The following is a 12785-nucleotide window of genomic DNA, read 5'->3' as shown; positions in this document are numbered from 1 at the left end:
CGCACGGAGATCGTGACCATGGACCTGTTCGCCGCGGCAGCCACCACGCCGTCAGCATCGACCGCCCCCTACGACCCCTGGAGCATCCTCCCCGCACTACTGGACCAGCTGCGGGCGTGGGCACCGGTCTGGGGACCCGTCGCCGGCCCGCTGCTCGCCATTACCGCCACCGGCCTACTCACCCTGCGGCGGCGGATGCGCCGCCACTACCAGCAACGCCTCACCACCGGCGCCCGCCTCGTCACCGTGCTGGCCCCACCCACCGTCGACCCGGCCGGCGCGAGCGCGCTGTGGGCGAACCTGCTCGGCCTGCTGCGCCCATCCTGGCGACGGCTGGTCGGCCAGCCGCACCTCGTGTGGGAGTACCTGTTTGACGCCGACGGAGTCCGCATCCAGATCTGGGTCCCCGGCGTGGTGCCCGAGGGCTTCGTGGAGCGGGCCGTCGAAGCGGCCTGGCCCGGTGCCCACACCCGCACCACCCCCGCCCGAGCGCCGCTGCCCGTCGTCGCCCGGCTCGGCCGGCGGCTGCTGGCCGCCGGCGGGGAACTGTGCCTGGGCCGGCCGGAGGCGCTACCAATCCGTACGGATCATGATGTCGATCCGATCCGCGCGCTGCTCGCCGCGCCCGGCGGACTGGCGCGCACCCAGCGGGCAGCCGTGCAGATCCTGGCCCGCCCCGTCACCGGCCGCCGGGTCGCCCGATCCCGCCAGGCCGCCCGGCGCCTGCGCACCGGCGGCTCCGCACACCTGATCGGTGGGCTGCTGGACCTGCTCACCCCCCACGCCGGCCGCACCCGGCAGCGCCGCCGGACAGCCATCAGCACTGTGAAGGCCGACCCACAGAGGTCGCTGGCGCAGTCCGCGGAAGACCGCGCCATCGTCACCAAGCAACGGGGCGCCCCGTACGAAGTCCGAGTCCGGTACGCCATCGCCGCGATCCTCGACGAACAGACCGACGAGACCACCACCGCCCAGGTGACCAGCCAGCTACGCGGCCGGGCGCACGCGATCGCGTCGGCGTTCGCGGCCTACGGCGAACACAACTACTACCGCCGTGTCCGGCTGCGCCATCCGCTGCCCGTCCTCGCCAGCCGGCAGTTCGGCCACGGCGACCTGCTCTCGGTCGCCGAACTCGGCGCGCTGGCGCACCTGCCAGTGGACGAGGCAACTCCCGGCCTCCAACGCGCCGGCGCGAAAGCGGTCGCCCCACCGCCCGGCGTCGCCGGTCCGGGCCCGAACGTCCGCCCGATCGGGCGGACCGACGCCGGGCACACGCGGCCCGTCGGCCTGCGGGTCCCCGACGCCCGACACCACCTGCACATCCTCGGCGCCACCGGCTCCGGCAAGTCCGAACTCCTCGCCCGCATGACCCTGGACGACATCGCCGTACGCCGAGGCGTGGTCAACGTCGACCCGAAGGGCGACCAGATCATCGACATCCTCGCCCGCTATCCCCTCGACGCCCTCGACCGCCTCGTCCTGTTCGACGCCGAGTCGTCCAGCCGGCCGCCATGCCTCAACCCGCTGGACCAGCCCGACCGGACCCGCGCCGTCGACAACCTGGTCTCCATCTTCTCCCGCGTCTACCACGAGTCCTGGGGCCCACGGACCGACGACATCTTCCGCGCCGGCCTGCTCACCCTCGCCGCGCAACCCGAAGTCCCCGTCCTGACCCAGCTACCCCGGCTCCTGACCGACGGCGCCTACCGGCAGCGCCTCGTCGGCGAGATCAAAAAGGGCGACGGCAACGACATCCTGGACGGCTTCTGGCAGTGGTACGAAGCGCTCTCCGAACCCGCGCAGGCACACGCCGTCGCCCCGCTGATGAACAAACTCCGCGGGTTCCTCCTACGGCCGTTCGTGCGCGCAGCGATCGCCGCTGGTCCCTCCACCGTCGACATGGATGCCGTGCTCAACGACGGCGGTGTCTGCCTGGTCCGCATCGCCCAAGACGCCCTCGGGGTCGAGACCGCCGCGCTCATGGGCTCCATCGTCGTGTCCGCCGTCTGGCAGGCCACCACCCGGCGCGCCCGCATGCCCCAGGGAAAACGCCCGGACGCCAGCCTTTACTTGGACGAGGCGGTGCGCCACGAAGCGCTGCAGGTCTGAGAGCGGCAGGTAGCCGCTGATGACCGCAACACCGGGTGGGGTGAAAGGACCCACCGCCAGCCAGTCGCAGCTGGCTGGTGAAGCTGAGGACAGTCCGATCCGGGAAACGCCGGTGAGGGCGGGAGCAGTCCTGACAACGACGGGACGGCCTGGAACTACCAGACAGGCCGGGTCCGGCAAGCGAGACGGAAAGGTGTACGAGAGGAACCGGCGTATGAAGCCCCGTAAGCGAGGAACCAGCTCCAACCTGGTGGATATGGGCTGGGATGCAGCGCGTGACCGTCGCGATCAACTGTGGATGGTCAACTCCGTAACCGTGTCTGCTTCGACGGGAAGGAGGCCAGTGGGAATGCCTGCGGCGTACCACTGGCGATGCTGCCGGGGAAGAGTCGGGCACCTCCTCCGTCAACCGGTGTGCAGTGAACGTGGGAACCATCCGTGGCCGCCCTACCCGCCGGGAGATCGTCCCGGTGAAGGGCAGGACCGTTGTCGTCTGACGGCCACGCGATGGGGCGGAGGACCCGTAGTAGTCCGAGCGCGGGAAAGCCGCGTACATGGCGAAGGGGTCCAGCAAGTCAAGCAGCCGAAGAACGGGAATGCCAGGAGGGTACGCCGGTGAATACCGACGCATCGACGGAAGCGCTCATGCGGGCGCGCCGTCGGGTACTGGGGATCCAGACCAAGCTGCACCGCTGGGCGACCAGCGATCCTCACCAAAGGTTCGATGATCTGTTCAATCTCGTCACCGACCCGGCTTTCCTTTTGGTGGCTTGGGATCGGGTGCGGGGCAACAAGGGCGCCAGGACCGCCGGCGTGGACGGCCGCACCGCGCGGTCGATCCAGGTGACGGACGGTGTCGAGCAGTTCCTCGACGAGCTTCGCGGCTCGTTGAAGGACCGCTCGTTCACCCCGTTGCCGGTGGCGGAACGGATGATCCCGAAAGCCGGCGGGCAGCTACGCCGGCTGGGGATCCCGACCGTCGCCGACCGGGTGGTCCAGGCGTCGCTGAAGCTGGTGTTGGAGCCGATCTTCGAGGCGGATTTCCGCCCGTGTTCCTACGGGTTCCGTCCGAACCGCCAGGCCAGGGACGCCGTCGCCGAGATCGTTTTCCTCACGTCCGGCCGTCGCACGTTCGACTGGGTCGTCGAGGGAGACATCAAGGCGTGCTTCGACGAGATCGACCACACGGCCCTGATGGGTCGGGTGCGTCGACGTGTCGGAGACAGACGTGTCCTGAACCTGGTGAAGGCGTTCTTGAAAGCTGGCATTCTCACGCAGGAACGCCAGCTCCGCAAGACCGATGCCGGTGCCCCGCAGGGGGCGATCCTCTCACCGTTGCTGAGTAACGTGGCCCTGTCGGTGCTGGACGATTTCATCGCCCACGCACCGGGTGGCCCGTCGACCAGTCCGCATTTTCGGGCCAAGCGTCGCCGGCAGGGCCTGCCGAACTTCCGGCTGGTTCGTTACGCCGATGACTGGTGCCTGATGGTGGCAGGTGACCGCGACCATGCGGAAACCCTGCGTGAGGAGATCGCCGGGGTTCTGTCCACGATGGGCCTACGCCTGTCCGAGGGCAAGACCCTGATCACCCATATCGACGAGGGTCTGGACTTCCTGGGGTGGCGCATCCAACGCCACCTGAAGAAGGGGACGACGGATCGGCGTTTCGTCTACACCTACCCGGCGAAGAAATCTCTCGCCAATATCACCATGAAGGTGAAGGCGTTGTGCGGGCAGACCACGAACCAAGACCTGGCCGACCTGCTGCCTGGCCTCAACCAGGCACTGCGGGGCTGGTGCACCTACTTCCAACCAGGGGTGTCCTCGAAAACGTTCCAGTACCTGCGCGCTTTCGTCTGGAAGCACGTCTGGGAATGGATCCGGAGGAAGCACCCCAAGAACAACTGGAAGGAACTCCGCCGCCGCTACTGCGACGGCGGCTGGTGGCCCAGCAGCAACGGGATAACCCTCTTCAACCCCGGCGAGGTACGCACGACCACCTACCGGTACCGAGGAAAGGTCATCCCCACGCCATGGTCGGTCGAGCAGTGAGGAGCGCCATCGTGCCCGAGCGGGACCTGCGGAGAGCCGGATGCGTAGAGATGCGCATGTCCGGTTCGGGAAGCGGCTCGCGGAATCCCACCGGTGGAGACACCGGCAGGGCGCCGCGAGTCGACTTTCACCACAACTTCCTCACGCTTCCGTACGCGTTGGAAGACATGCTCGCCGCCGCCCGTGGCTACCGACTCGGGATCACCCTAGCGCATCAGAACCTCGCCCAGCTGCCCCGGCACCTGGAAGAGAGCATCGCCGCGAACGCCCGCAGCAAGCTCTACTTCACGATGTCGCCACTCGACGCGAAACGACTCGTCCGCCACGTCGAGCCTCGCCTGTCCGAGCACGACCTGGCCAACCTCGGCCGCTTCCACGCCGCCACCCGCCTCGTCGTCGCCGGCGAAGAGGCACCGGCGTTCACGTTGCGCACCGAGAAGCTCCCCGCCCCGGTGCCCGGCCGGGCCGCGCAGATCCGCCGCGAGCTGCGCCGCCGCGCGCCCACCCTCACACCGACGCCGCCGGACCCGACGGCCCCGCAGCCGCAGGCGGACCCCCGCCGATCCGCCCGCTGACCACCTCGGAGCCCTCATGGTCGCCTATCCGCATCCCCAGCGTGCCCTGCGTATCCCGCCCCGGGCGCCCGGCCGGGTCGTCGCCGACGCCGCGCTGGTCACCTATCTCGCCCGTCACCTCTCCCCCCGTGACCGGTGGATCGCCCGACTGGCCCACGAGCACCGGGTGTTGACCACCCACCAGATCGTCGAGGCCGGCTGGCCCAGCCGACGGGCCGCGAACCGCCGGCTGCGGGAGCTTTACCAGTGGCGGGTCCTCGATCGATTCCAACCCCTCGTCCCCGTCGGCCAGGGACAACCCCCGGCCCACTACGTCTGTGACATCGCCGGCGCCAGCGTCCTCGCCGCCGAAGACAGCATCGAAATCAAGGACACCGGCTACCGCCACACCCGTGCGATGGCCATCGCCCACTCCCTGCGTCTGGCGCACACCGTCGCCGTCAATGGCTTCTTCACCGCCCTGATCGCCCACGCCCGCCAACCCACCCCACCCGGCACGCTGACCGCCTGGTGGTCGGAGAGCCGCTGCCTGCGGTCGTTCGGGGACATCGTCCGCCCCGACGCCTACGGCCGCTGGACATCCGCCCGGGGAGAGATCGAATGGTTCCTCGAACTCGACTGGGCCACCGAGCCGCTGGGACGACTCGCCCTCAAGATCAGCGACTACGGGCGGCTCGCCGCGGCGACGAGGATCAGCACACCGGTGCTGTTCTGGTTCCCCACCCCCCAGCGCGAGACCCACGCCCGCCGCGCACTCGCCACAGCGCTGACCGGGCTCGACCAGCCCGACATGGTCCCCGTCGCCACCACCGCCGCCACCCTCGCCCCCACCGACGCCCAGCTCGATCCCACCCTTGCCCGCTGGCTACCACTGGCCCAGAGCCGCGGCACCCGGCTTCCCCTCGACCAGCTCACCTCCGCCTGGCCCCGGCTCCGACCCCCCGACCCCGTCGACGGCCGGACCGGCGGCACCCCGGCGGGGCCGGGACTGCGTCCGCCCGCACCGATGCCCCCACCTGGCAGCAGGGGGTGAGCGGCCACGACCAAGTACCTCGCCGCCGCCGTCGCCACAGTCGTCCTGCTCATCGTGATGATGGGCGCTGCCGCCGCGCAGATGGCCGAACGTGTCCTGTGCCTACCAGTCGTCGGCTGGTTCCTCGGCTGCTCCAGCGGTGGCAGCCCCAGCCAGACCGCGCTCGACGACATCCCCGCCGACTACCTCAACCTCTACATGCAGGCCGCCGCGACCTGCCCCGGCCTGTCCTGGACAACTCTCGCCGCCATCGGCAAAGTGGAATCTGATCATGGTCGCAGCAGGCTGCCGGGCGTGGTCAGCGGCACCAACAGCGCCGGGGCCGCGGGCGACATGCAGTTCCTCGCCCCGACGTTCGCCGAGGTCGTCGCCCGCCACCCGCTCCCGGCCGGCGGCGCGAACCCGCCCTCGCGCTACAACCGCCAGGACGCCATCTATGCCGCCGCGTTCTACCTCTGCGACAACCACGTCGCCACCGACCTCACGGGCGCCCTGTGGACGTACAACCATTCGGACATTTACGTAGCCCAGGTCGTCACCCAAGCCACCCAGTACAGCTCCACCAGCGGCTTCGCCGCCGACACCGCCCCGTCCGACGCCGGCTACGCCGCCGTCCTCTACGCCCAGGGACAGATCGGCCTCCCCTACCTGTGGGGCGGCGACGGCCCGGCCGAAGGCGGCTGGGACTGCTCCGGCCTGACCCGCGCCGCCTACAAGGCCGCCGGCATCGACCTACCCCGCACCGCCCAGACCCAGTACGAAGCGGGACCTGTGGTCCCGCCCGGCCAACCACTCCAGATCGGCGACCTCGTCTACTACGGCACCGCCACCAACATCCACCACGTCGCGATCTACATCGGCAACGGGCAGATGATCAGCGCTCCGGGGCAGGACCAGCTGGTGCACGTCGCCCCCTACAGATGGCCAGGAGACGACTATTTCGGGGCGACACGTCCAGGAAAGTGAGGATTTGTAAGTTTTCATCGGACATGAGTGCCATCGTCCAATGAGGCCCTTTATTCACCCTATGGGACAAGCGGATGGGAAGAGGCTCGCGCCTGCCCCCGCAGCGAACCCATCCGGCCGGGCGCATCCGGGTCCCCTTGACAGACCTGCTGGCTCGGCTCCGGGGCCGGACGCTACTCATGCCCTGGTCCTGGTATCGCGATCGACCCGGCCGGGACGGCGTCGGCCCACGGTTGCTGCTGCCAGGACGTCACGCGCGCTGAGGAATCGGTGACCGAAGCCCTTCGTGGCGCGGGCCTGTGTCAGCCGGTGGGCGGTGTGCTCAGCTGTCGGTGAGCTGGCGCAGGAGGCGGACGCCGGGCATGCGGTCGTCGGCCCGCATCGGCACGTCGAAGATCTCCGGCTCGTCGAAGACGGGCCGGCCGTTCGGTCGGCGGGTGTAGGGCGCGAAGCCGAAGTCGGCGCCGTCGACGGTGTCGTAGGCGGTCCACGCGATGGCCTCGTGCTCGCCGGGGCGCAGCGGATGGTTGGAGACCGCCCTGGCGCTGAAGATGCCGGGCTCGGTCTTGATGACGACCTGGGGGACGGCGAAGGCGAACCGGCGCAGGTTCAGGGTGCGGGCGTGCTCGGCGGCCTTGTGCTCGAACGCGACGGTGGCGTCCTGATCACGCAGGTAGTCGTAGTCGGACAGGATCTGGCGGCGGTCGCCGTCGAGGATGACGATCGCGGGTGCCTCTTTGAGGCCGATCGCGCGTTGGACACGGCCGACGACGTCGGTGACCAGCGTCCAGGTGTCGTCGTTCATGCCGGGTGTCCTTCGGGTCTGGGGGAGGGGCTGGCGGCCTGGGAGCGGGCTGCGGGACGGGGCCGTCTCAGCGCGGTTCGGGGCCGCCGTCTCGGCGCAGGCCGGCGCGCAGGTGCAGGGTCTCGTCGAGGATCTCGCGCAGCAGCGCCATCCCGGGAAACCTCCGTGACGGGTCGATCGGGACGGTCACAGTGAACTTCTCGTCGCCGTCGAGGCCGAAGGTGTAGGTGCCGTCGGGGTTGCGGGTGTAGAGCGCCGTCCCGGTGGTGACGCCCTCCTCGACGTCGAAGATCGTATAGGCGATCACGTCGTATTCGTCGAGGTCGTCGCGCAGCGGGCCAGTGTAGGGCGAGCGCAGGGCTACCGAGTCCTCCCCGACGAGCGGATGTGGTGTGACGATCATCGGCACAGCGAGGATCAGCCGTTCGAGGTCGATGCCGGCGACCTCGCGGGCCAGCTGCCGCTCGTAGGCGACGGCCTTGGCGGGGTCGCGCAGGTAGTCGGCGAAGCGGTGCTCGCGGGTGGGCTGGCCTTCCAGGACCGCGAGGGCAGGCTGGTCGCCGGCCCGGAGAGCATCCTGGAGTTCGCCGATGGTCGTGTCCAGCAGGATGTGGGACTCGATGTTCACCGAGGCGTCCTCTTCGGTCAGGTCGGATGTCGTGGCAGGAACCGGATGGTCCCAGTCTGGTCCGACGGGTGGCGGCCTGTCCTCGACAGGGGGCGTCAGCCGCTACCCGCGCGGCCTGACCGGACCCGATCTGTGTGCCACGGGCTTCTGATGGTGTCGTGGTGGTCATCGGGTGTCGTGTCCGAGGTCAATGACGTCCCAGCCGTCGTCGACCTTCATCACCGAACCGATCCTTCAGACGCCCGCCGTCGTGGCGGGCGATGAATTCACGCATAGCAAGCACCTCTCTTTCCTGGGAGCAAGATTTGGATGGGAAGTAGGTCCTCACGGACGCATACCCCACCTGGGCGGCCTCGCGGTCCCTGGGATGGCCGTGGCGGGCGCGCGGCGGGGAACCTCGCGCGTCCGGCCCGGCCGGGGATGCCCGACGATCCGCCGGTTCGTGGCGGCACTGGAAGTCGTCGGGCACATTCTCGCGCCGTCGCCGGCCAGCCTGATGACCTTGCCGGCGTGGGTGGATCAGGCGGTGTCCGAGGCGGTCCCGAGGTCACTGGTGGGGCCGAGCGCATTCCACTGCCGAAGCATGTCGATCAGCTCGTCGGGGGTGCGGTCGTAGAGGATGGCGAGGGTGCGTAGATCTCCTTCGCGGATCGAGAGGACCCGGCCCGCGTAGTCGCCGCGTTCCCGCTGGATCTCGGCGACCCAGCGGCGTAGCGCCCCGGTGTCCTCAGTGGGCACCCTGGCCAGGGCGGGCAAGTTGAGCACGACGCGGGCGGTGCGCGGCAGGAGCGGGTCGGGTCGTGCGCTGGGCAGGAGCTCGGCCACGGGGACGCCGTAGAACGCGGCGAGGGCGGCGAGGTTCTCGATACTCACCATGCGGTCGCCGCGTTCGTAGGAGCCGACCGCCGCGGTCTTCCACCGGCCGAGGGAGAGGGTTTCGACCTGCTGGAGGGAACGGCCCTGCTGGGTGCGGATGGCGCGTAGTCGGGCGCCCACCTCGCGGGCGTAGGCGCGGTTCTCGCTGGTCGTGGTCATGCTTCCTCCGGTGGATGAGCGGTTGGGAACGGCCCGGCGCGGGGAGCGGCGATCGAGTCGCGGTTCCCCCGTGGGGTCGGGTCCGAGGCGGGTTGTGTGCGACACGAGCCGCGCGGCGAGCGATCAGGAGTTGGCCCCGACCGGGACCAGCGGAGCGGGCCGAGCGGCAGCTCACGGGGCCTGCCGGGCTGCGGCTGCGCCGAATCCCGACAGGTGCGCTCGGGCCGGCGTCCCCGGGCGGGCCGAGGACGGGCCCGGCCAGGCGACGCGAGCTAGCCAGCAGCTCGGCCTACAGATCAGCGACACGGACGTTCAGCGAGTACGACCGTCAGGCGGAGTCGCTGACGGTGCCGCCACCCGGCCTGGAGCTTCGTCCTGGGTCGTCGTGGTTCAGGTCTGGCCGGTGGGGATGACCCGGACGTCGAGGATCTCCGGGTCATCGAGGGCGAGCAGGGCGGTGGCGTAGGCGTCGAACGGCTCGTCGTAGACAGTGCCCACGGTGCCCGGGAGCGTCGTCCATCTGCGACGGCGGCGCGACCGCATCTGCACCTGCACGGCGGTGCCGGTCAGGACCGCGAGAAGATCGGCGGGGGTGTCGGTGTCGAAACCCCGGCGTTCCGGGCCGGCCAGGTAGGCGTCCCCGACGATCACATCCTGGCCGCGTAGCTGCGGGGCATGGACCCAGGCCAGCAGGGTGGCACGGCCGTTGCGCGGCAGCCCATCGATCTTGCCGTTCTCGTTGACGTAGAGCGTCGCGGCGGGGCGGGTGAGGTCGATCGGTTCGATCGGTCCGCCCACGAGGGCCTGCGCGGCGCGCAGGCTGGTTTCGTCATGGTCGATCAGGCGGATCGGCTCCAGCGGGTCCGCTGGCACCAGCACTATTTTGATCATTGTCGGGTGCTTTCCGGGAAGGCGACCGCTGCCCTGTCCCGTGTGCTCGGAGGGTCTCAGTGCTGGTCGCTGGGGTTGGTAGGTGTGGAGGGTCGGGTCCACTGGCGGGTGTGGGGGTCCCAGACGGCTTCGCGGTGAAGGCGGTTGAGGTCGGGAAACTCCTGGAACGGGGCGGGCATCATCCAGTCGAACGCCCGGCATTCGGTCTCACCGGGGTAGGTGCCGGTCCATGGGTCATCGCCGTGGTCATGCGGCTGGTCGCAGCCGGCGCGTTGCAGCCCGGTCTGGTGGCAGCGGGCGATGTCGCAGTCGGGGTGGTGGCGCCGGCCCGGAAGCGCGTCGCATCCAGGGCACGGCGGTGCGGGCTGGGTGGACATCGGTGGCCTTCGGATGATCAGGGTGCGCCGGTGATGTCAGGCCGCTCGGTCGCGTTCGCCGCCGTGGGTTCCTGACGGTCACGCGATGCCTCGGGCTGCGCGTGACCGTCGTGGGGCGGGGCGGTTCCTCCCGCGGCGACGCGGCAGGGGACGGGGTGGCCGTGGGTGGGGTTGGCGCAGTCGGACCGGTCGACCCCGGTCAGGTCGCCGTAGATGTGGTCGTCATCGACGTAGATCACGAACGGCGGGGCGTCCTCGGCGTGGTCGAGGGTCACGGCGGTGTCGATGTGGATCAGTAGGTTTCCGGCCTCGTCGAGGCAGATACTGATCCGCAGCGGGAGGTGGACGTTGCCGGGTTCCCAGCTGGCCATCGGGTGCGGCGGGAGCGCTTCGAACACCTCGACGGTGCCGAAGCTGACAGACATGTCGGGCATGACGACCTCCGGGGAAGGCACGGTGAGGGGGCGGTGTGCGGCTTCGGGATGGGCCGGTCAGTGGCGGGTGCGTCGGCTCAGGGCGTCGGCCCGGACGCGGACGAGGCGCACGACGGTGAGCACGGTGGGCCGCGTGCGGTCCAGCGGCGGGCGCAGAATGTCGCGGTCGTAGGCGCCGAGCAGGAGCCCGGCGGTGACGGTGTGGACGGCCTGCGCGGCGTCGTCGACGGCGGGCCGGTGGCCGTTCACGCTCGGGGTCCAGCCAGCGGGCGCGACCGCCACGGTCGGGGGCACGCGGAAGATCAGGGTGACGTGGGTGGGGTCGCCGTGGTGGTCGACGTAGAAGGCGCCGTCGGGCAGGTCGGCGAGGGCGGTGCCGATCGTGGCGCCGTCCGCACCCGGCCGGACGGTCATATGGATGGTGTCGGCCTGGGGACGGTGGACCGACACGAGCGGCTCCGAGGACATCGGAAGGGTCCAATCGTGGGATTCCGGGCGTGGCGGCCCGGATGAGGTCATGGCAGGTCGCTGTCTGTTCGATCGAGGTGGCGGAGCAGGGTGAGCGCACGTGCGGCCTGGTGGACGTCGCGGGCGAGCGCGAGAGCTTCCGCGCGCTCGCCGAGGGCGCGGGCCTGCCAGTCGTCGGCCAGGACGTCGCCGTGGCCGATCAGAACCTGCGGTCCGAGATCCCAGATGATCACATTGGTGGCGAGGGCGGCGAGCGCGAGCTCGTCGCGGTCGACCGCGACCCAGCGGATGGTGCGCGGATCGCCGCCGGCGTCGCGGATCGCCTGCGCAGCGGCGCGCAGCAGCCCGCCGGTTCCAGCGGTGGGCTCCCATACCAGCTCGCCCGCCTGCGGCAGCGTGCCGCCGAGCCGGGCCAGCAGGTCGGCCAGGTCGGGCGGGGTGTAGTACTGGCCGCGTGCCGCGCGGGCGCCGCGGGTCCGTAGAACCATCAGCAGCGGGCCGAACAGGTCGACGTCGTAGCGGGCCGCGCCGAGCAGCTCGTGCAGCCCGGCTCGCAGCGCCGCGTCCACGACGCGGCGCACGGCGCGCAGCAGATCGGGGTCGGGGGCGGGGTCGGTGAACCACGGCGCGGCCAGCAGCGCGACCCGGGGGAACAGATCGGGGCGGACGCGGGCGAACATCTGCCAGGTCGCGCGCAGAAACCCGAGCAGCCCGTTGTCGTCGGTGCCGGTCAGCTGGGCGACGACCCAGGCACGTTCGTCGGCGTCATCGGGGGTGCGCAGCGCGAGGGCCGCGACGACCGACAGCGGGATCTCTGTCCGGTCGCTGGTCGCGGTGGTGTGCCATGCCTGGTCGACGGCCTCGGCGATCCGATGGGCCTGCGCGAGTGCGCCGGCCGGCGTGGTGGGCCGTGGGCGGGCCGGACCGGGTGCCCGGACGGGCCGTGACGATGCGCCCATCGCGATCTCCTTTCACAGGGCGGAAAAGCACGTGAGCGCCCCCGTCACCAGGGGCGTGGCGGGGGCGCTCGTAGGGAGATGAGGTGCGGTCAGGTGGGGCGGCGGGTGAGGTGATGGATCGGGGCGGCCCGGCCGGTGGTCATCGCCGCGCCCGCCAGCGTCAGCAGCGTTTCGGCGACCTCACGTGGCACGAGGGTCCGCAGCCGGAGGTCGGCGTACTCGGCCGAGTAGGGGCCTTCGATCGGCAGCAGCAGCCGTAGGGAGGGCTTGAGCAGGTCGACGGCGATGTAGAGGCCGTCCGCGCCGGGCCACAGTTCCAGCTCGAAGCGGGGCGCGATGATGCGAGACATAGGAGAACCTCCCGGTGAGAGGCAGACGCGGCGTGGCGCCGCGACGCGACGGCGCGCCCCGGGAATCGGGCTGGCCACGCGTCCGCTCGTCCGGCGATGCGTC

The 12785-nt window shown here is 70.6% G+C and carries 14 protein-coding genes; 5 read left to right on the top strand and 9 right to left on the bottom strand.

Annotated elements, in window-relative coordinates; all coding sequences use genetic code 11:
• Nucleotides 1-18: 18 nt before the first annotated feature.
• The 5 genes from ACG83_RS24795 to ACG83_RS24775 all read left to right on the top strand — a co-directional run bounded on the left by ACG83_RS24795 (nucleotide 19) and on the right by ACG83_RS24775 (nucleotide 6735).
• Nucleotides 19-2109, top strand: a complete 2091-nt coding sequence (locus ACG83_RS24795; RefSeq protein WP_369812920.1) for a type IV secretory system conjugative DNA transfer family protein — start codon at nucleotides 19-21, stop codon at nucleotides 2107-2109.
• A 615-nt stretch (nucleotides 2110-2724) separates the two neighbouring features.
• The gene (gene ltrA, locus ACG83_RS24790) at nucleotides 2725-4161 is read left to right on the top strand and encodes a group II intron reverse transcriptase/maturase (protein WP_054568686.1); all 1437 of its coding nucleotides are present in this window, start codon (nucleotides 2725-2727) and stop codon (nucleotides 4159-4161) included.
• 11 nt (nucleotides 4162-4172) lie between these two features.
• Nucleotides 4173-4736, top strand: coding sequence for a type IV secretory system conjugative DNA transfer family protein (locus ACG83_RS24785; protein WP_235498161.1), 564 nt, complete (start codon nucleotides 4173-4175; stop codon nucleotides 4734-4736).
• Nucleotides 4737-4752: 16 nt separating this feature from the next.
• Entirely contained in the window at nucleotides 4753-5769 is a 1017-nt protein-coding gene (locus ACG83_RS24780) for a replication-relaxation family protein (protein WP_054568684.1), read from the top strand.
• A 57-nt stretch (nucleotides 5770-5826) separates the two neighbouring features.
• Nucleotides 5827-6735 (top strand): bifunctional lysozyme/C40 family peptidase, encoded by a 909-nt coding sequence (locus ACG83_RS24775; protein ID WP_054568683.1) that lies wholly within the window; start codon nucleotides 5827-5829, stop codon nucleotides 6733-6735.
• A 322-nt stretch (nucleotides 6736-7057) separates the two neighbouring features.
• Here the strand turns inward: ACG83_RS24775 and ACG83_RS24770 are convergent, their stop codons facing one another.
• From ACG83_RS24770 to ACG83_RS24730, 9 genes are all read right to left on the bottom strand, one after another.
• Nucleotides 7058-7540: a hypothetical protein gene (locus tag ACG83_RS24770; RefSeq protein ID WP_054568682.1), complete on the bottom strand. Its 483-nt coding sequence runs from the start codon at nucleotides 7538-7540 to the stop codon at nucleotides 7058-7060.
• A 67-nt stretch (nucleotides 7541-7607) separates the two neighbouring features.
• Nucleotides 7608-8168: a hypothetical protein gene (locus ACG83_RS24765; RefSeq protein WP_054568681.1), complete on the bottom strand. Its 561-nt coding sequence runs from the start codon at nucleotides 8166-8168 to the stop codon at nucleotides 7608-7610.
• Between the two features lie 519 nt (nucleotides 8169-8687).
• Nucleotides 8688-9203 (bottom strand): transcriptional regulator, encoded by a 516-nt coding sequence (locus tag ACG83_RS24760; protein WP_054568680.1) that lies wholly within the window; start codon nucleotides 9201-9203, stop codon nucleotides 8688-8690.
• Nucleotides 9204-9593: 390 nt separating this feature from the next.
• Nucleotides 9594-10082 carry a DUF3846 domain-containing protein gene (locus ACG83_RS24755; protein ID WP_054568679.1) on the bottom strand — a complete coding sequence of 163 codons (489 nt, stop codon included), beginning with the start codon at nucleotides 10080-10082 and terminating at the stop codon, nucleotides 9594-9596.
• A gap of 68 nt (nucleotides 10083-10150) precedes the next feature.
• Entirely contained in the window at nucleotides 10151-10471 is a 321-nt protein-coding gene (locus ACG83_RS45500; protein WP_054568678.1) for a hypothetical protein, read from the bottom strand.
• A gap of 17 nt (nucleotides 10472-10488) precedes the next feature.
• Nucleotides 10489-10905 (bottom strand): hypothetical protein, encoded by a 417-nt coding sequence (locus tag ACG83_RS24745; protein WP_063793205.1) that lies wholly within the window; start codon nucleotides 10903-10905, stop codon nucleotides 10489-10491.
• Nucleotides 10906-10962: 57 nt separating this feature from the next.
• On the bottom strand, nucleotides 10963-11373 hold the full coding sequence (locus ACG83_RS44510) for a hypothetical protein (RefSeq protein WP_054568677.1): 411 nt from the start codon (nucleotides 11371-11373) through the stop codon (nucleotides 10963-10965).
• 47 nt (nucleotides 11374-11420) lie between these two features.
• Nucleotides 11421-12332, bottom strand: coding sequence for an N-6 DNA methylase (locus tag ACG83_RS24735; protein WP_054568676.1), 912 nt, complete (start codon nucleotides 12330-12332; stop codon nucleotides 11421-11423).
• 89 nt (nucleotides 12333-12421) lie between these two features.
• The gene (locus tag ACG83_RS24730) at nucleotides 12422-12682 is read right to left on the bottom strand and encodes a hypothetical protein (RefSeq protein ID WP_054568675.1); all 261 of its coding nucleotides are present in this window, start codon (nucleotides 12680-12682) and stop codon (nucleotides 12422-12424) included.
• Nucleotides 12683-12785: the final 103 nt, after the last annotated feature.

This window comes from Frankia sp. R43, from assembly GCF_001306465.1.
Lineage (GTDB): Bacteria > Actinomycetota > Actinomycetes > Frankiales > Frankiaceae > Parafrankia > Parafrankia irregularis.
The sequence above is the reverse complement of the archived record's forward strand: the minus strand, read 5'-3'. Positions and strand labels throughout refer to the sequence as shown.